This window comes from Microcoleus sp. AT9b-C3, assembly GCF_036705485.1.
Taxonomy (GTDB): Bacteria; Cyanobacteriota; Cyanobacteriia; order Cyanobacteriales; family Microcoleaceae; genus Microcoleus.
The window spans coordinates 1-17922 of the sequence record NZ_JAUBUR010000013.1; the positions used below are offsets into that span (position 1 = coordinate 1).

Below are 17922 nucleotides of genomic sequence, written 5' to 3' on the forward strand. Positions count from 1 at the left end.
AGGCGGCGTAAAGGCTCTAATCCCCTAACCCATACAGGCTAGTTTCATAGAAACGAACCGCACGATCTGGGCGTGCGACTTTCACCGCACCCAGCTCCCGATGTTCTTGACTTGCGCCTTTGCTCATGTGGATGTAATCGTGGCAGCTTTCGTGAACCGCTAGAAGGTTGTTTATTTTCCAATTACTATGGTTTCTGTCTACATGATGTAGATGCACCTTTTCATCGCCTAGCATTTTTAGACCACATTTCCCACATTTATGGTTTTGCCGTTTTAAAGCTTTAGAGGTTTTGCCGTTATAGAGCTTGCTGTTACGCTCACTCCAGTAGGCTATATCTCCGTCGTAGGGTGATTTCTCCCCTTTGACATTGACAAATTTGTTTTCGGAGTGAGGAACCGCCGGGAACGCTTTTTCTATCAATTTCTCGACAGTATAGCGGTTCTGTTTTGATTCCTTGTTAAATACCTTGAAGGCTCTATTGTTGAGGAACCACAGCGAAAACCGTGACCCATCTAACTTACAGTAGCGGTGGTAATTTCTCCAGCCTCTAACCACAGGGGCTAATTTCTCAGCCTTGTCCGTAGCACCATAATTCGAGTTGTTAACGATGTGTTTTACCTTCTGACGGAACGCTTTAAAATTGTCCGCTGATGGAACGCATCTAAATTTCCCGTTGTTTTGCACTTTGAAATGCCAACCGAGGAAGTCAAACCCATCTGTCGTAGCTGTTAGCTTGGTTTTCTTTTCACTAACCTTCATGCCTCGTTCTGCCAGAAATTCGCTGACTTTATCAAGTATTGTCTTCGCATCGTCTTTAGGTTTCAGAATTATTATCATGTCATCCGCGTAACGGACTGATTGATGTATTTCCTCAATCCCATCGAGAGCAATATTGGCGAGTAAGGGACTCACCACGCCCCCTTGTGGGGTTCCTTGTTCGGGAAATTCTGGATTGACTCCTGATTTTAGACAGCGGAATATTCCGGTCTTGATGCCTCTTGGGGCAATGAGTCGTTCCATTATGCTGGTGTGGCTTATCCTGTCGAAGCATTTTTCGATATCGAGCTCGATAACCCGTTTTTCTATTCCGTTGCAACAAGAGCGTAGATTATTAAATAGGATTTTTTGCGCGTCATGCGCCGACCTTCCTGTTCTAAATCCATAACTCCTAGCGTGGAAAGTTGCTTCGTGGGCTGGCTCTAGCGCGTATTTTGCGAGGCATTGCCACGCTCTGTCGGCGATAGTCGGTATCTTAAGGAGGCGGGTACTCCCATCCTTTTTAGGGATTGGTATTGAACGTAACTTCTGGTGTTTCCAGTTGTTACTTTTGTTTCTGAGTTCTTCACTCAGAACAAGCCTTTCTTCAAATGTGAGTGAGGCTTTCCCATCGATTCCCGCAGTCTTTTTGCCAGCGTTTAGTTGAGTTACTTGACGTATCGCCAGCATTCTTGCAGCCCGAGATTTCAGAATTAGCTTTTGAAGGGACTTCGCTTTTTGCTTGTCTCCAACCTGAATCGCTTTGAACACTCGTTTTTGTAGGCGAAATAAATTACGGCGGAATTTCTTCCACGGTAACGTCTTCCAAGATTCACTAACATTTCTGTTGTGTCTAATCATGCTCTGCTCTAACTTATGTTTTCTGAACACCGAGCGACCAATTACGGTCTGTCCTACCCGAACTAAGGGAGTTCCGCTGCTCGTCTAGCCTACTTGGAGTTCGACTTCCCCTTGACCCTCAGCTCGTTTTTCTTCGTTCCCTCGGTTAGATTGATTGTTCCTTTAGGTGGAGCCATTTTAACTACTGGATTCCCTGGACTCTTGCCGATATTATTTCGATATTCGGCGGGAATAATTTCCAGTGGAGTCGGGTGGTTGGTCTGTGTCCCGCTCCGGAGTAAGTTACTTTTCTAGGCTCTCTTTTCACCATCGGAACTCCCCATTAACGCCAGTGTCACCCCACATTGGATGTCTGATTGCGTCCTGTTCCCAGCTTCACTCTCCAAGAATCGAGCTTGGTCGGTGTGGGCAGATAGGGAGTCATACCTGAGTCTGGTAGAAGGGGCTTGCACCCTTATCAGACCGAGAGTTCAGCCTTGTGGCTGGAAACGCTATGTACGGACTGATTACCGTGATTCACGTTTCAACGAATCGCACCGAAATACTCTGTCAACGTGCCAATGCGGTAATTAAAAGCTTTGTAGCGATGTTTGAAGTACAGCTCCACATTCCCCCGGTGTTCCCACAATTTTAGTAAGTTGACGGCAACATCCGAGTAATGCGCTCTCACATCCCGCTGCACTTCGGCGATTCGTTCCTCAATCGTTCAAGTTGTCACCCCAATTTTATAGAAGCAGTGGCCGTCCGCTTTAACCTGAAGGAAATAGAGCGAATTCACCAAAATCCGACGAAGCTGTGCTCGATAAATCAGCAAATCAGCCCGCCGTTCATCCAAGCAGGATAAACCCGCAGCTTCGGCAAATTCTACAGAGCCTTCCAATGAAGCCAGCTCCGACACCAGCAGCGGTTCTTGGACTTTGTTGAACAGCGCGGCTTGGGAAGTGCACCCACTGGGATTTTACCCAAGTCGGTAAACTGATAAGTCCGATCGCCCTTTGACTCCAACAATCCTTTCAACTGCCACCGCTCGTTTACCAAGTCTTTGGGAATGACGTAGCCCCGTGCGCCGTACTCTTTCCACAGCACCTTCAACTGTTCTAATTCCTCACCTTATTCTAAGTTGTAAGCAGTCAGATGCAAATGTTGAGTTTTAGCATCAGCTTTAATTAAAATATTGAACAAAATAGGAGGGCTAATATTGCTGGGAATAATGCTTTTCAGACCTGTATAATATAATCGTCTTACCAACAGTTTTTAGGGTCGAGTAAAGGGAGTAATAATGGAAAAAAAAGGGGAATAAAACCCTGCTAAAAAACCTAGGATTGAAAAAGCGACTTATCAAAGATAATTGTACAAGCTATAGACCCGAAAAAATCATGTGTGGTCGAGTTTGAAAAACCCCTTTGTATCTGTTGGCTAGCTCAAAGTCCAAGGGTGGGAGAGGAGCAAGTTCAGATTTTCTGTATATGCTCGCAGATGGTAATGCACGGGTTTTGATCTATTTCACCTGTTTTTCTTGCACCATTACTACCTTTCTTCGTCCGAAAATCCATACAGTGTTTACTTCAACCACTTATTCAGCAAGTCCTAGTTAGTTAAGTATATTTGTCCCTCATACAATAAATGTGCAACGCCCAACGCCCAAGTTCTAGGATGTGCCGATTACTCAATGATTCATGGCATCATTCATCAACGCCGCATTTCTTTCTCGAAATCGCAGTGTGAAAATGCTACCCGTACCCAATTTGCTCTGCACAGTCAGGCTACCGCCATGTGCTAAGGCTATAGCTTGCGCTATCGCCAATCCTAATCCCGAGCCGCCAGTAATGCGATCGCGTGAACTGTTAACTCGATAGAAACGGTCAAAAATTTGCCTTTGATCTTCTGCTGCAATCCCACACCCTGTATCTTGAACATGAATCACAACTAAATGGTCACTTTTCTCTAAAATAACATTTACTTTGCCACCAGGTGAAGTGTATTGAATTGCATTGACAATTAAATTAGAAACTAAGCGGTAAAGCTGGTTAGAATCACCGATAATAGTCAATGGCTGATGCACCCGCAATTCCGATGTTAGCGCTACCTCTCTTGCGATCGCCATTGCTGCCAATTCCTCGACTAAATCGCTAACCAGGTCATTCAAACAACACAATTGAGAGCGATAGGCTATCGGTTGATTATCCATGCGAGCCAGCAGCAGCAAATCAGCAACTAACTGAGTCAGTCGTCGGTTTTGGCGATCGATCGTCCGCAAAGTTTCCCGCGCCTCTTTTTCATCCAATTGAGACGTCAACAGCGCTGATTCTACTGTCGCCTGCGAAGCAGCTAAAGGCGTCCGCAATTCGTGAGCGGCATCCGCTGTAAACTGTTGAATTCGGCGGTAAGAAGCATAAATCGGTTTCATTGCCAATCCTGCCAATAACCAACTAGAAAAACCGACCAAAATCAATGCTGTAGGCAATCCTAATTTCAAAACCCATTTCACTGTACTGAGATAATCATTAAAGTCTTGCAGGCTCCGCCCCACTTGAAAATATCCCCAATCTTGCTGGCTTTTAGTGTGCAGTTCTACAGAAATTTGGTGATAAACGTTGCCTTTGGTGTCAGTTATTGTTTGGCAGTGTTGGGAGTTAAATACTGGTGGTAATTCTGCTGGATAAGCGCCTGCTATAGCAATCAATTTCCCCGAATAATCAAATAAACGAATATAGTAATAGCCTTGGTTGATACCGCTAAAAATATGGTGGTGGCGCGGCAACTGTTTTTTAATGTCGTTAACTCCAATTACGCGGAGGTTGGGCAAAAGTTCGTTTACTATTGGCTCCAAGCGTCCGGGCTGCTGGAATTCGAGGTCTAGGCTGTCGTGTAGCGTCCCCGCTACCGATTCTAATTCGCGGTCTAGGGCTACCCAGTAAGCGTGGGCGATCGCCCTATATACGCCAAATCCCAACAAGCTTAAAATCAAACCCATTACTGCTGCATAGGAAATGGCTAATTTCCAGCGAGTCCGGTTAAATAGTTTATTTTGATTCATTTTTCATAACTTGGTAATTGATAAATGTTAATTGATAATTGGTCAGACCTTACTTATTTCAACGTAATTCTGTCATTCTAAGTGTACCGAAGAATCTCACAAATGCTTCACTACACTGCGTTGCCTTTGACTCATGACAGACACAATAGCTGCCTCTAGGACTGTTGGTAAATAAAAGGCGTTCTGAACAATGCCCACCCTACTTTAATTTCTCATCCGGTATCCTACGCCCTGTACAGTTTCAATTAAATTCGCGCCGCCAACCGACTCAAGTTTGCGCCGCAGCAAGTGCACTTGAGCTGCTACGACATTGCTAAAGGTATCTGCACTAACCTCCCATAGCTGATTCCGAATTTGGTCAGTGTTGACAATTTGGTTCGGATGTTTCATAAAGTATTCTATCAGTTGAAACTTTTTGTTTGTTTGAGAAATTATCTGGCTGTTGCCGCTGCGATCGAGATGGCAGACAGTTCGATTTCCACAGTCCACAACCAGATTTCCTACCTGTAGCTGTTGCGGTTGAATTTGGGGCGATCGCCTTTGCAAAGCCCGCAATCTTGCTAACACTTCCGTCATCTTGAACGGCTTTACTAAATAATCATCAGCCCCCCATCGAGTCTAGCAACTTTATCTTCCATTCGGTCTTTTGCTGTCGCAGCAGCTCCCACCCTGACAATCCTGGAAGCAACCAGTCAAAAATAGCCAAGTTATATTGAGTCCAACGATTTTCTAAGTATTCCCAAGCTTCACAGCTATCCTGGGTCCAGTCAACGATATAGTGTTTTTGCTTCAAAGTGCGACTGATCGCTTTTCCTAAATCTGGCTCATCTTCAACTAGCAAAACAAATTCTCATAGCTCTAATTTATAGCAGTAAATCCCTTTAAAACTTGACTAGCAAACAGATACCAGCACCTAGAGTCCTCCTAATTTTCGCCTTTGAATGACAAATAGCAGATTTTAAATTGCAACTTTCTCTAATTTATTCAAGTTAGTTGCAATTTAAAATCACCAAATGCCAACTACATTTAGTAGGTTTGAATTAAAACTGTACCGAGTGGTATATCTGCGTTTATTCGCACCATTTTACTAGCGATTGCGTACCTCGAATTGTGACTGTTACCTGGAGTGTGAATGCGCCGCATATCAATTGATATGATGGTGTCAAGAGAAACAGGTTGGGAGAAAACCACTGTCGCTTTACGGTTATTAACAGAAACTTGAGACTCGATTTTTTAACCAGATTGATTTGTTACGTCAATTCTGCTACGAATTTTCACATCATCCGGTAAATCAATTGCAAGTGCCGAAAGAGTTTTTTCCTGAACGTGAACGTCAAAATCGTGGAAGGCTCTCCAAGTTGGGTAGTCAGGATAGGAACGGCCTCCGACAATGTGAGGAGATTGGGAATCTCCCGGTATTCCTGTTGCTTTTGCTGCGGAGATAGAAGAGGCAAGAATTAAGGCAAATACTGCACCAACGCTAACTAACTTTTTCACGACTGCACTCCTTGAAAACTAACGTTTGGCTTATTTCTTAGTTTGATAGGTATGAATGAAACCAGGATGAAAGATCTGCCGTAACACCTGATTTTTTTATTGATAGCTGCGAACCCGTGCTATACCGAGAAGAATGTCTGTATTGTCGCCAACTAATGTAGCAGTAAGTTGGTACATCCAAGCGTTAGAAACTCCAGAAATTATTACTTTATTCATGGTAATCTTGATTGTATTTTCGGGAGAAAGAGGTTGGGAGAAGGTTAGTATAACTTGATTGCTGTTGACAGAAACCTTAGTGTCAATTTTTTGACCTGAATCGTCAGAGATACTGATATCATCCCTGACAGTTAACCCCGCAGGAACGCTAATTTTTAATTGAGAAATAGCCCTACTTCCTTGAGGAAGGTGCAGCCGGAAAGTGTGCCTGACAATTCTTGCCTTAGTTTCCGGGAATTGTACTGAACTATCAATGTGAGGAAAATTCTCGCTGCCTGTTCTGGTGCTCGCATCGACAGCAGGAACTAAAACTGCGACTGACAGAGCAAATACAGCACCGTAAATGAGTGTTGTCATAGTTTTGACTCTCTAGGGAATTAAGTACAGTACGCCAACTTACTTCAACATTCATATGTGAAGAGTCAGCTTCTTATTAACTAGAGTGACAGCTAATTATGAAATCAAGATGAAATCTGAATCAGTGAAATGTAAATTTTAATCGCAAACAAGCGCTATACTCTGTTACTTGGAAATGAAATATACCCTGAAGTTCCCATCTGCCATATCGATGCGACGAATTAAGTTGTAGCAATAATAGAGATAGGCTCCATTGGCGTGGTTGTTATACCCGCTAGCAAACCATTCTCCATTGAGCGCCACAGGAGAGACAGAGCCAAAAATGCCGTCGGCTGGAGGGTCTAGCAAACCTAAATCGATGAGGCGAATTTGAATTTGGCGAGTTAGCTCTTTATCAGCGGCGATCGCCCCTGCCCCAGGGATGTTGCAGAAATACCGATTAAATTCCGAGAATGTACTGACTGTAATTCTTGGGTAAAAGTTTTTGCAACAGGTAAATAATCCCAAAACAAACTAGCAAATCTACGGTTACTAAAACTCCGAGCTTGAGCAGTGGCTCGGCAGAATACATAAATTTATAAGATGCTAAATTAACATAGTTTACTACCATCACATCTAGCAGGTATATAGGAAAGGAGTAAGCCGCGAATATTTTGACTAATTTCGATAGTTTACTGGGAAGTATGATGCTTTTAGAAAATGCCAATATCGACAGTACGAACAAAATTGCGTATCCTTGAGTAGATAGTTTAAAAAACGATCGGGCAAACCAGGCATCCGAATTCACTTCACTGAGTAGGTAAAATTCCCCAATACTTGCTAGATAGAACAAGATAGTTGCTGCTAAAATAAGCATTCTTTGGCGCTGAAGGTATCCTTTAATGTTGTCATAACAACTGCCAAGAACTAAACCAGTGGAAAACGGCAAAATCCAACTAAAAATCCAGCGCTCTATCAGCGGTATAGGTATGGAAGGTAAGTATTTGAGAGCAACTAAGTAAAAGACTATGGTAAAAACTATTTGAATGGTGAAACCCAAAGCCAAAACTTTTCGGGGTTCTAAAAATCTTAATTTAACGAGAATCCACCACCACAAATAGCATTGAACAATCACAACTATAAAATAATAGGGGGGCAGCACAGAACCTGTCAGCACATCTCTAACTAATCCAAGTAAATCAAATCGTTTGAGGTTGCCAAAATTATTTAAAATGTAGAAGGCTACCGACCAAAAAAAGATAGGGTGGTATAATTCGCGATAGCCTTTTCTTTAATATCAGCGTTGGGTTATTTTGATTCTCACGCTTGTTGGTAAGAAAAAAACCGCTGAGTAGTAAAAAAGCTGGTACGCAGAAAAGCTGGAGTGTATCGATCGAAATAAATAGAAGTCTGCGATCGGGTAATGACAAAAAACCAGCATGAATAATCACAACACTGACGATAGCCAAAGCTCGGATTAAATCAAATTCGATGCACCTGTTAGAAGCTTTTAGCATTGTAAAACAAGGGGTATTTAGAGGGGAACAATCGGCTGTAAACGATATAGTTAATGGTTTCAGTCTTAATTCGCCAACTATTGGCAGTGCCGTATCCCTAACGATTGAACGTAAATCGACCATCTACCTTTTGGCCGTTAATGTCAGCAGTAATCTTCATCTGGTACTGACCAGCAACTTTTCCAGGCAGGAAAGCAGTATAGTGCTGGTCTTTCTGGTCATAAGTAAAGGTAAGAGGCTTTTGAGTGCGATCGGGCATCTGAATTTGACCGGTTATCTTCGCATTAGGTATTGTCTGGTGGTTATCGCCTCTTTGCAAATAGAAATCCAGGTGAGTTCGATCGGCTTCTTTTTCGACCACCAACTCTAAATGATAAGGGCCTGATTCTACTACTTGACCCCCTTTTGATGAGTTAGAATGACCAGGAGTTGCAGCTATTTGTGTAGTCGGGTTGAGTGATAGTGGCGGTTTTGTTCCAGAAGCATTTCGACTAGCAGCGGGGCTGCTAGCAGCATTTGTGACCTGCGTAGCATTCCCATAGACTGCTACTAACATCATTCCCGCAGTACCTGCAACGATTAAACCTGTCTTCAGAGATTTCATTTGTTTTTGTCCTTTGTTTGTTAGTAATGAACAATGACTGCCCCAAAATTTATCAATTCTTGAAGCAAAATTCCTATGCGTTCAGAGCAAATCAGCTATCTATTGATTGAAGGTAAAACGACCGTTCACCTTTTCTCCGTTAATATCCGCAGTCACCTTTACTGGATATTGTCCGGCATCTTTGACTGGAAATACAACGGCGTAATGTTTGCCATCAGCATCGTATTTGAAGTCCAGCGTTTGCTGTTTTCCATTCGGCAACTGCACTTGAGCCGTCACTTTTGCGTTAGGAATTGGTTCGTGATTATCACCTTTTTGCAAATAAAAATCTAAGTGAGTTCCGGTATCTTCTTTTTCAGCTGCAAACTCTAAGTGGTAAGCTCCAGATTCAACAACTTGACCCCCTTTAGATGCTTTAGGATGATCTGTTTTATCCGCTGCCGCAGGGGCAGAAGACGCAGGTTGAGAAGCGACAGGAGCGGAGGTTGGGCTGCTGTTTGGGTCGGTTCCTTGGTCGCTTTTGCTGCAAGCCCCCAAAAACAGCAATCCGACACTGCCTAGAATAACTAAGCTTGACTTTAGCGCTTTCATTCGATTTATTTTTTGGGTACAATGATTAGAATATCACACCCAAAAATGAAACCAGGATGAAATTTTCAAACTTTCATACAGGTATTCGGATCGTGACATCGGAAATTCAATATTTTTATAATTTTTAATCTTTCCCCCCTTGACTCTACAGCCCACGGGAGGGTTTATGCTATTTATAGTTTCCCAAAGAAACTTTTCGATCCTAGATTCCCAGGTAAAAATTCATGATTAAAGCAACTCAGACAAAACGATTCACTCTCGCAGCTTTGACGGCAGTTCTCCTGACAACAGGCACAGCCGCTGTTGTCTTTGCCGCCGAGCCCTGCACCTCCAAAACTTGAGAAACAACTCTGCCGTTTAAAGCTGTCTCAATTATTTCAGAAAGCTCTCCGATTTTCAAACCGTATCTACCCGCAGCTTGACAGTATGATAGTGTGTCTGCAACAAAAATTTTCCTATCAATAGACACGAATTCGAGCTACACCAATTGGAATCTCTCCATTAATGCCAACCAATTTAGTAGAAATTCGGTATAGCCAAGCGTTAGAAATACCTCTTACTCTTACATCGTTCAAAACAAGTTTAAGCTTTGATTCTGACGCAAGTGGTTGAGAAATTTTGACTACAATTTGGTTGTCTACAATAGAAAAATCAGCATTAATTTTTCCTTTCACATCCTCTGTTAACGTGATATTGTTGTTGACTATTAACCCCTCTGGAACATCAATAGTCAGATGAGAAAGAGGGCTACTGCCTTGAGGAATGTGCAACCTAATCGTATGCCGAACAATCCTTGCCCGAGTTTCAGGAAATTGTACAGCTCCATCGATATGAGGACTAGATCCTATGCTGGCATCGGCATAGTCAGCAGCAATGGGAACTGTGAGAGCCAAAGCTACAGCAGCCGAACAGATTAGCCTTTTCATTATTTCACTCCTGTATGACAACCGATCTCGTTAATCAAGCCTCAGAATCCTTAGTAAACGACTCTGTTATTATCTAAATTGACATATTGAGATGAAATCAGGATGAAATTTTTGACCGTTCAAGCACATTTATCCAGAAATCAGATTTTCAAAAGAAACTATTCATTCATGTTGTGGTAAGTTGCTACTGCCGAGGGTGCGATGCGACAGTATCGAGAATAGTGTATATCAAGATATTTTTTATACTCACAACACAACATTTTCTTGAGCAAGAGGACAAGGATAACTCGGATCGCCAGTTTCTACTTGGAGCGTAGTGTGTTCAATACCAAAAAGCTCGTGCAGCTCTCGATTTACCTGCACTAAAAAAGCATCGCCGGGATAAGCTGTAGGCATTACCAAGTGAGCTGTGAGGGCTGTCTCAGTTGTACTCATTGCCCAAATATGAAGGTCGTGAACACCAGCTACGCCAGGGAGTCCAGCTAAATAAGTGCGGACTGCAAGGGGTTCAATGCTTGCTGGTACGGCATCTGTTATTAAGTTGAGGGATTCTTGGAACAATTGCCAAGTCCCTAAAACAATAACAACAACAATAATCAAGCTCACAACAGGGTCAAACCAAAGCCAGCCAGTTGCCACAATAGCGATGCCAGCCAGCACCGCACCCAAAGATACCGCTGCATCAGCAATCAGGTGGAGGAATGCGCCTCTGATGTTCAAGTCATTATGACGATCGGCCATAAACATTAAGGCACTTCCTGTATTAATGGCGATGCCTACGGCTGCAACCCCAATAATTGTACCGCCTGATACTGAGCTGGGTTCTGAAAAGCGTTGAATAGCTTCCCAAGCGATCGCCCCTGAAGCTACCAGCAGGAGAATAGCGTTCAACAGAGCCGCCAAAATGGAAGAACGACGCAGCCCATAGGTGCGGCGTGCTGTAGGTCGCCGACGGGCCAGGATGGTTGCTCCCCAAGCCAGTAGCAGACCTAAAACATCACTCAAATTGTGACCTGCATCGGCAAGTAGAGCAAGGGAATTGGCAAGAATGCCATAAACGGCCTCAATGATGACAAACCCTGTGTTGAGTGCGATGCTGATGGCAAAGGCACGGTTGTAATTACCACCTCCGTGGTCGTGTCCCTGTCCTTCGTGACTGTGATTGTGAGACATGATTCACTACCGTTAAAGCTTGTTTCTCTTGCCCTACCCAACAGGAAAAATTTACTGATTAAAACTAAAGCGACCCTCTACTTTTTTCCCGCCAATATCCGAAGTAATTTTCACCTGATACTGACCCGCTGTCTTTCCAGGAAGCAAAGCCGTGTAGCTTTTTTCTTTAGCTCCATAGGTAATCGGAAGTGTCTTTTGACTACCATCAGGTAGCTGAATTTGAGCCGTTACTTTAGCATTAGAGATTTCTTCGTTATTGTCTTCTTTTAGAAGATGGAAATCTAAACGAGTTCCATTATCTTCTTTCTCAGAGACAAACTCTAAGTGATAGGGATCTGACTCGACAACTTGAGCGCCTTTGTGAGACGCGCCGGCATGGGTAGAAGGTTCTTTTTTTGCTGCTCCATCGGACGACGCGGACTCGGCAGGCTGTGCACCAGTAGAACTAGCATCGGAATTGGTGGCTTGGTTGCTATTCCCACAAGCTCCCAAGAAAAGCAGACCCACACTTCCTAGAACAATCAAGCCGGATTTTAAAAAATTCATGTGCTTTATTCCTTGCATTCAATGATTAGTAATTCTAACAAATTTTATCTCGTCTTTATCTTGCATACTCCCCTAAGAATTAATTCCAATTTTTAGATTAATTAATCTGTGCGAAACTCAGCTACACCTATGGGAATCTCTGTGTCACTACCAACGACTTTAGCTGAAAATCGGTACATAGAAGTAGAATCGAGAATGGGTTGTTTAACTTTGTTGAGATTAATATCAATCCTGCTGCCAGGAGCGACGGGTTTCAGGAAGTCTAATATAATGTTTCTGCCATTGACAGAAACATTGATGCTAATTTTTTTACCTTTGTGTTCCAGCACCTCAATATCATTACTCACAGCGACAGTGGGTGGAGTGGCAATAATTATCTGGGTAACGGGGTTGCTGTTTTCAGGAAAGTGTAATACGAAAGTTTGTTTGACAAGCTGCCAGCGAGTCGGGGAAGAGTACACGTCTCCGTCAACATTGGAAATCTTACTCTCATCTGTCTCGAAAGTTGCATAGCTAGAAGCCATTAAAACTGTACTAGCCAAAGTCAATGCAACCGAATTAATTAGTATTTTTTTCATCTTGATTCTTTTGGACATAAACAAACGAGAAATTTTGAGCAATATACCGTGAAAATTACTTTTCAAAAACGGCTTGAACTACCTTCCCGTTATCCGAAACGGGCGGTGTTTGTTTAGGCACTAAGAATTTTCCAAACTTGGCGTACAACGCGGGTAACACCAGCAGCGTTAAGGCTGTAGAAGTAAACAATCCTCCTAAAACTACTACTGACAAAGGTTGCAGGATTTCTTTTCCCGCGCCGCCTTCTAAGACTAAAGGTGCTAAACCTAAAGCTGAAGTTGAAGCCGTCATCAAAATAGCATTGAGCCGTTCCATCGAGCCTTTAATAATTGCTTCCTTAAAAGGCATTCCCTCAGCCAATTTAGTGTTGTAGTTGTCTACTAAAAGCAAACCGTTGCGGGTGGCAACGCCGAATAATGTAACAAAGCCAACTAAAGAAGCTACAGAGATGATGCCGCCCGTCAAAGCTACCGCAATTACTCCTCCCACTAATCCGATCGGCAAATTAATCATAATCATAGCAGTTGAAGCTATAGACTTGACGGACAAGTACATCAATACTGTAATTACCAAAAAGGCGATCGCACTAAATATCATAATATTTTGCGAAGCTCTTTGTTCTGCTTCAAATTGACCGCCGTACTGGATAAAATAGCCAAAAGGCAACTCTACCTCTCGTTTGACTTTAGCTTGAATTTCATTCACAACTGCTCGCAAATCCCTACCTTTAGCATTAGCCGCTGCTACAATCAACCGAGAAACATTCTCGCGGTTAATCGTATTGGGCCCCGTACCGTATTTAACAGTCGCAACTTGGGCGAGGGGAATCTTGTTACCGCTTGGAGTATCAACCAACAAATTCTGAATAGTTTCTAAGTTATTTCGGGCTTCAGGCTGCAACCAAACAACTAAGTCAAAAGTTTGCTGAACTTCTAAAACTTGAGAAACAACTTTGCCGTTTAAAGCTGTCTCAATTATTTCAGAAAGCTCTCCGATTTTCAAACCGTATCTACCCGCAGCTTGGCGGTTAAACTTAATTTGAATCTGCTGCACTGGCACCTGCGGTTCGAGTTGCAAGTCTACAATCCCTTCAACAGTTTTCATCTGCTCTTCAACTTTTGTACCGAGGCTGCGAAGCTGATCCAAATCCGGCCCAAAGATTTTGACAGCAATCTGACTTCTGACACCAGATAAAACCTCATCCATTCTGTGAGAAATAAAACCACCGATATTTGGTGCAACTCCCGGCAATTTAGCAAATTCCTGCCGCAGCGCCTCCAAAGTTTTCGGTCTATTTTTCATGCCCTCCTCGCTCAAACCGATATCGATGTGAGCTAAATTGACTCCCGCAGCATCCGCATCTCCCGGAGCCCTACCCGATCGCACTTGCACGTATTCAAACCTGCTATCATTCTTAAGTGCATCTTCAATAGCAAAAGCTGCGCTATCTGTTGTCTCCAAAGACACCCCCGGATAAAGCTGAATAGTATTTACCAAAGTTTGCTCCTGAAACTCCGGCAAAAACACCCGTCCAAACGAAGGTAAAATAATTAATGCAGCCACCATGCTAGCAGCAGCTAAAGCTAAAATAATCCACGAGTAGCGCATTGACAATTCTACAAAAAACTGATATGTTTTCTTGCAAAATCTCGGCAGCCAAGGTTCCTCGGAACTCATGCGTTTGGTAGGCAACAAGATAGCGCAAAGGGCCGGAGATATTAACAGCGATTCCAAACTAGAAATCACAACAACAACTAAATAAGTAATCCCCATCGGCGTAAAAATCCGACCTTCTACACCGGGCAAAGTAAAAATAGGAGAAAACACAACAATCCCAATAACAGTCGCTCCAATTAACGAATCGCGCACCTCCTGACTGCCATCAAAAATCACATCCATCACCGGGCGAGGATGAAGAGAAGCCTTATTTTCTCTCAAATTGCGGTAGGTATTTTCGGCATAAACGATCGCATCGTCGATTGCAGTGCCGATCGCCACGGACAAACCCCCCAAAGTCATCGTATTTAATCCCAGCCCCAGCCAATACATCGCCAGCAGCGCCAACAGCCAAGTCAGAAAGAAATCCAGCAAAACTACCGCCAGAGTGCGCCAATTCATCAAAAACGGGATAAGAATAAGGGTGACGATGATGCTGCCTTCAACTAAAGCCGATCGCACATTCTCCACCGAGGAATTAATATATTCTTCCTGTCGAAAAGTCACAGTAACTTTAATATCTTTTGGCAGAGCTTCCTGCACCTCAGCCATTGCTGCCTCAACCGCTTTCGTTACTGTCGGAGTATCAGCAACTGGCTGTCTGTTTACCATCACAATCACAGCTTTTTTGCCGTTAAAGCTGCCGTCGCCCCGCTTGATAGCAGCACCAACCTTGACATCAGCGACATCACCAATTCTGACGACTGTTCCTTGCCGAGATGCGATCGCAGATTGCTGCAAATCTTCCACAGACTCAATCCGCCCCACCCCCCGGATTAAAGTTTCTCGATCCGGCGTAATTAAATACCCCCCCGGCGCGTTAACATTCGCAGCCGCTGTCGCTTCGGCAACTTGCTGCAACGACACATTAAAAGCTTTTAACTTTGCAGGTTCTACTAATACTTGATACTGCCTTTCTTCGCCGCCGTAAGCAACGACTTGAGCAACGCCAGTCACGCCTAAAAGGCGGTTTGTGACTTGCCAGTCAACCAGACGGCGCACTTCCATTAAAGGAGTAGTTTCTGAGGTAAAAGCATAGGTAATCACCAAACCGACTGGAGAAGTTGTCGGAGAGATTTGCGGTGTTTCTACCCCAGCCGGGAGTTTGCTTTGCGCTAGCTGTAACCTTTCTGTTATCAACTGGCGCGCTTGATAAATGTCAGTTTGCCAATCAAAAATTACCTTAACTGCAGAAAGGCCCACAGCGGAAGACGATCGCACTGCTGTTACTCCAGGAGTTCCGTTAATCGCACTTTCGATCGGTAGTGTTACCAAAGATTCGATTTCTTCCGGCGCGAGCCCCGGCGCTTCCGTCTGTATCTCTACCTGTGGGGGTGCGAAAGGCGGAAAGACATCCAGCGACATTTGGGGAATGATAGAAAATGTCCAAAGACTAACAATAATGGTGGCGACAACGACTAGCCACCGGCGGTTTATTACCCATCTAAGAATTGTGCTGAACATTTAATAATTTTGGAATTGGGCATTGGGAATTGGGCATTGATAAAAACAGCTATCCGTGTATCCGTGACTTCTGTGTCGTGCTGTTACTTCAAACTCTTGACTTCTTCCTCTTGAGTTTTAACGTGATGGTTGTCATTGTGTAACACCAGTTCATTGTCCAACGCCGATGCAGAGCCGGAAAAACTACTGTTTTCGGCATGGTTTCCTGAATCCGCTGCTATTGCTGGCAATTTACGCCGATTTCCCCACAACACGCCGGCTGTGAAAGTCAGGGATGCGATCGCAATTCCTCCCCCTATTCCTGCCCACCATAAAGACACGGGTAAATTATTAAAATTAACCTCTGTTACCTTTGGAGTTGCCTCTTTCTTTTCCTCGTCTTCTGAGTGTTTATGGCTGCCGCCCCGCAAAGATTGTGCGTAAAGTTGAGGTGCTCGCTGCGTTACTATCAAATCTCCCTCGAATAAACCGCTCTTAACTTCAACTAAATCTCCGGCAGTTTGACCTTGTTCAATTTCAACAGCTTGATAAGCATTCCCATTTTGGATATAAACGGTTTTTTTACCGTTAACATCTACTACCGCTGCACTCGGAATTGCTAAAATATTTGTGGCAGTTTTGTCGGTTAAAATCTCCAACTCAGCAAACAGTCCGGGCTTTAATTCGCCGTTAATATTATCTACTTCTGCTTTTACCAGCACAACCCGCGTTTCTCCTGACACGGATGATCCAATGAAGGTGATTTTTCCCTTGAAAGCGCGATCGGGTAAATTAGCGACTTTTACCCTGACTTCTTGACCCTGTTTTACTTTATTCAGGTCTTTTTCGTAAATATTGGCTGTGGCAAAAACGCGGCTGTCATTTAACAGACTCATCAACGGTTTTTCAGCGTTTACTGACTCTCCGGGGGTGATTTCGCGATCGGCTACCGTCCCGGAAATCGGAGCAACTACGGTAACGAGTCCTCGATCGTTGGCAGCAGTTCCTAATTGTTGCAGCCGCGCTTGATAGGCTGCGTCAGCCAACCGAATGCGCGACTGAGCGACTTCGACGGCAGTTTTGGCGCGTTTGAGTTGGTTCTCGGCTTCTAGGACTTCCCGGCGGCTCAGAGCTCGGGTAAGTTGAGCTTTTGCTTCTGCTACTGTGCCTTGAGATTCCCGCAACTCCCGCATCGGCAGGTCTACTTCGGCTTGTTTAATTTCGGTTTGGGCTTTGATAACTTCAGGACGGCTTTTTGCCTTAGCAACAGCGGCTTGTGCTTCGGCGAAGTGCGCTTGCGATTCCAGCATTGTGCGTCGTGCGATCGCCCCAGATGCCACTAATTCTTTGTCGCGCTCGAACTGTTCTTTTGCCACAGTTAATTCAGTTTCTGCCCGCGCTATTTCGGCTTGCGCTATTTCAACTTGGCGCTGATAGTTTTCTTTAGCGACTTTGACAACAGAGCGCTTATTTACTAATTCTTGCTCTTTTTCGTACTGTTGGCTAGTTGCTGCTAATTGAGTTCTGGCCTGTGCTATTTCAGCTTCAGCTATTTTTACCAGGCGATCGTAATTTTCTCGTGCTAGTTTGAGATCGCCTTCCGCTTGCTGCAAATCTGCCTCAGCTTCGGCACGTTTCGAGAGAGATTCAACCCGCAACTGTCCTAATTCTGAACTCGATAAAACCGCAACCGGTTGACCTTTTGATACTTTGTCTCCAGGCTTAACCAACAACTCTACTACTTTCCCCGCAACCGGAGCCGTCACTTCTACTTTTTCGTTGGGTAAAGTTTCAATTTGTCCGGTGGTTTTGATGCCGATATCTAGTCGCTGCCGAGTGGCAGGGGAAACTTTAATTCCTAATCGTTTTGCTGTTTCGGCATCGACAGAAATAGCAGTAGGAGTTTCAGTTGCTTCGTCGCTATGCTTAAATTCATCTCCGTGGCCAGCGTGGGCAAAAGCGGGGGTGGACTCGATGAATAACAAAAGAGTCAGGAGTATTCCCGAAAAGTGAACAATCGGTGCTAGGGAGCGGACACGGCGGTAGTATTGCATGATTGAGTAGGGGAGAATCTGAATTCAAAGATCAGTTTTGCAGATAAAAATGAAATCCGGTTGAAATAT

Annotated in this window: 18 protein-coding genes and 2 pseudogenes; 2 read left to right on the top strand and 18 right to left on the bottom strand. The window is 44.0% G+C overall.

All coding sequences use genetic code 11. The features are described from left to right. Window positions 1-16: 16 nt before the first annotated feature. A complete protein-coding gene (locus QUB77_RS13980) occupies window positions 17-1618 on the bottom strand; it encodes a reverse transcriptase domain-containing protein (protein ID WP_333323051.1) in 1602 nt (533 codons plus the stop codon). A gap of 478 nt (window positions 1619-2096) precedes the next feature. Between QUB77_RS13980 and QUB77_RS13985 the strand changes: the two genes are divergently transcribed. Both QUB77_RS13985 and QUB77_RS13990 read left to right on the top strand, forming a co-directional pair. Further along, entirely contained in the window at window positions 2097-2252 is a 156-nt protein-coding gene (locus tag QUB77_RS13985; RefSeq protein ID WP_333323053.1) for a hypothetical protein, read from the top strand. 24 nt (window positions 2253-2276) lie between these two features. Then, window positions 2277-2462 (top strand): hypothetical protein, encoded by a 186-nt coding sequence (locus QUB77_RS13990; protein WP_333323055.1) that lies wholly within the window; start codon window positions 2277-2279, stop codon window positions 2460-2462. Window positions 2463-2482: 20 nt separating this feature from the next. Here QUB77_RS13990 and QUB77_RS13995 read toward each other — a convergent pair whose 3' ends face one another. The 17 genes and pseudogenes from QUB77_RS13995 to QUB77_RS14075 all read right to left on the bottom strand — a co-directional run bounded on the left by QUB77_RS13995 (window position 2483) and on the right by QUB77_RS14075 (window position 17853). Beyond that, a complete protein-coding gene (locus QUB77_RS13995) occupies window positions 2483-2704 on the bottom strand; it encodes a hypothetical protein (protein ID WP_333323057.1) in 222 nt (73 codons plus the stop codon). A gap of 580 nt (window positions 2705-3284) precedes the next feature. Continuing rightward, window positions 3285-4655 carry a two-component system sensor histidine kinase RppB gene (gene rppB, locus QUB77_RS14000; RefSeq protein WP_333323059.1) on the bottom strand — a complete coding sequence of 457 codons (1371 nt, stop codon included), beginning with the start codon at window positions 4653-4655 and terminating at the stop codon, window positions 3285-3287. Between the two features lie 204 nt (window positions 4656-4859). Further along, window positions 4860-5496 (bottom strand): annotated as a pseudogene (rppA, locus tag QUB77_RS14005) (two-component system response regulator RppA). A 392-nt stretch (window positions 5497-5888) separates the two neighbouring features. Next, a complete protein-coding gene (locus QUB77_RS14010; RefSeq protein WP_333323061.1) occupies window positions 5889-6152 on the bottom strand; it encodes a hypothetical protein in 264 nt (87 codons plus the stop codon). A 96-nt stretch (window positions 6153-6248) separates the two neighbouring features. Continuing rightward, entirely contained in the window at window positions 6249-6725 is a 477-nt protein-coding gene (locus QUB77_RS14015; RefSeq protein ID WP_333323063.1) for a DUF2808 domain-containing protein, read from the bottom strand. A 291-nt stretch (window positions 6726-7016) separates the two neighbouring features. Beyond that, window positions 7017-7148 (bottom strand): annotated as a pseudogene (locus QUB77_RS31740) (peptidoglycan-binding domain-containing protein); the annotation flags it as partial. A 16-nt stretch (window positions 7149-7164) separates the two neighbouring features. Continuing rightward, the gene (locus tag QUB77_RS14025) at window positions 7165-7965 is read right to left on the bottom strand and encodes an acyltransferase family protein (protein WP_333323251.1); all 801 of its coding nucleotides are present in this window, start codon (window positions 7963-7965) and stop codon (window positions 7165-7167) included. Further along, the gene (locus tag QUB77_RS14030) at window positions 7928-8344 is read right to left on the bottom strand and encodes an acyltransferase (RefSeq protein WP_333323067.1); all 417 of its coding nucleotides are present in this window, start codon (window positions 8342-8344) and stop codon (window positions 7928-7930) included. The genes QUB77_RS14025 and QUB77_RS14030 overlap by 38 nt, the downstream gene beginning before the upstream one ends. Further along, the gene (locus QUB77_RS14035) at window positions 8319-8825 is read right to left on the bottom strand and encodes a hypothetical protein (protein WP_333323069.1); all 507 of its coding nucleotides are present in this window, start codon (window positions 8823-8825) and stop codon (window positions 8319-8321) included. The genes QUB77_RS14030 and QUB77_RS14035 overlap by 26 nt, the downstream gene beginning before the upstream one ends. A gap of 99 nt (window positions 8826-8924) precedes the next feature. Next, window positions 8925-9416, bottom strand: a complete 492-nt coding sequence (locus QUB77_RS14040; protein ID WP_333323070.1) for a hypothetical protein — start codon at window positions 9414-9416, stop codon at window positions 8925-8927. 238 nt (window positions 9417-9654) lie between these two features. Then, complete coding sequence (locus QUB77_RS14045) at window positions 9655-9885, bottom strand: hypothetical protein (RefSeq protein WP_333323072.1); 231 nt, start codon at window positions 9883-9885, stop codon at window positions 9655-9657. After that, on the bottom strand, window positions 9875-10342 hold the full coding sequence (locus tag QUB77_RS14050) for a hypothetical protein (RefSeq protein WP_333323074.1): 468 nt from the start codon (window positions 10340-10342) through the stop codon (window positions 9875-9877). Before QUB77_RS14050 ends, QUB77_RS14045 begins: the two co-directional genes overlap by 11 nt. A 246-nt stretch (window positions 10343-10588) precedes the next feature. Beyond that, window positions 10589-11515, bottom strand: a complete 927-nt coding sequence (locus tag QUB77_RS14055) for a cation diffusion facilitator family transporter (protein WP_333323075.1) — start codon at window positions 11513-11515, stop codon at window positions 10589-10591. 51 nt (window positions 11516-11566) lie between these two features. Continuing rightward, the gene (locus QUB77_RS14060) at window positions 11567-12061 is read right to left on the bottom strand and encodes a hypothetical protein (RefSeq protein WP_333323078.1); all 495 of its coding nucleotides are present in this window, start codon (window positions 12059-12061) and stop codon (window positions 11567-11569) included. A 101-nt stretch (window positions 12062-12162) separates the two neighbouring features. Next, window positions 12163-12639: a DUF2808 domain-containing protein gene (locus QUB77_RS14065; RefSeq protein WP_333323080.1), complete on the bottom strand. Its 477-nt coding sequence runs from the start codon at window positions 12637-12639 to the stop codon at window positions 12163-12165. A gap of 55 nt (window positions 12640-12694) precedes the next feature. After that, window positions 12695-15820 carry an efflux RND transporter permease subunit gene (locus QUB77_RS14070; RefSeq protein ID WP_333323082.1) on the bottom strand — a complete coding sequence of 1042 codons (3126 nt, stop codon included), beginning with the start codon at window positions 15818-15820 and terminating at the stop codon, window positions 12695-12697. An 83-nt stretch (window positions 15821-15903) separates the two neighbouring features. Continuing rightward, the gene (locus tag QUB77_RS14075) at window positions 15904-17853 is read right to left on the bottom strand and encodes an efflux RND transporter periplasmic adaptor subunit (protein WP_333323083.1); all 1950 of its coding nucleotides are present in this window, start codon (window positions 17851-17853) and stop codon (window positions 15904-15906) included. Window positions 17854-17922: the final 69 nt, after the last annotated feature.

What these genes read in the sequence shown, in the direction of transcription:
- QUB77_RS13980 (WP_333323051.1), bottom strand. Translation starts at nt 1,618, where the DNA reads ATGATTAGACACAACAGAAATGTTAGTGAATCTTGGAAGACGTTACCG.
- QUB77_RS13990 (WP_333323055.1), top strand. Translation starts at nt 2,277, where the DNA reads ATGCGCTCTCACATCCCGCTGCACTTCGGCGATTCGTTCCTCAATCGT.
- rppB (WP_333323059.1), bottom strand. Translation starts at nt 4,655, where the DNA reads ATGAATCAAAATAAACTATTTAACCGGACTCGCTGGAAATTAGCCATT.
- QUB77_RS14015 (WP_333323063.1), bottom strand. Translation starts at nt 6,725, where the DNA reads ATGACAACACTCATTTACGGTGCTGTATTTGCTCTGTCAGTCGCAGTT.
- QUB77_RS14030 (WP_333323067.1), bottom strand. Translation starts at nt 8,344, where the DNA reads ATGGTCGATTTACGTTCAATCGTTAGGGATACGGCACTGCCAATAGTT.
- QUB77_RS14035 (WP_333323069.1), bottom strand. Translation starts at nt 8,825, where the DNA reads ATGAAATCTCTGAAGACAGGTTTAATCGTTGCAGGTACTGCGGGAATG.
- QUB77_RS14040 (WP_333323070.1), bottom strand. Translation starts at nt 9,416, where the DNA reads ATGAAAGCGCTAAAGTCAAGCTTAGTTATTCTAGGCAGTGTCGGATTG.
- QUB77_RS14050 (WP_333323074.1), bottom strand. Translation starts at nt 10,342, where the DNA reads ATGAAAAGGCTAATCTGTTCGGCTGCTGTAGCTTTGGCTCTCACAGTT.
- QUB77_RS14055 (WP_333323075.1), bottom strand. Translation starts at nt 11,515, where the DNA reads ATGTCTCACAATCACAGTCACGAAGGACAGGGACACGACCACGGAGGT.
- QUB77_RS14060 (WP_333323078.1), bottom strand. Translation starts at nt 12,061, where the DNA reads ATGAATTTTTTAAAATCCGGCTTGATTGTTCTAGGAAGTGTGGGTCTG.
- QUB77_RS14065 (WP_333323080.1), bottom strand. Translation starts at nt 12,639, where the DNA reads ATGAAAAAAATACTAATTAATTCGGTTGCATTGACTTTGGCTAGTACA.
- QUB77_RS14070 (WP_333323082.1), bottom strand. Translation starts at nt 15,820, where the DNA reads ATGTTCAGCACAATTCTTAGATGGGTAATAAACCGCCGGTGGCTAGTC.
- QUB77_RS14075 (WP_333323083.1), bottom strand. Translation starts at nt 17,853, where the DNA reads ATGCAATACTACCGCCGTGTCCGCTCCCTAGCACCGATTGTTCACTTT.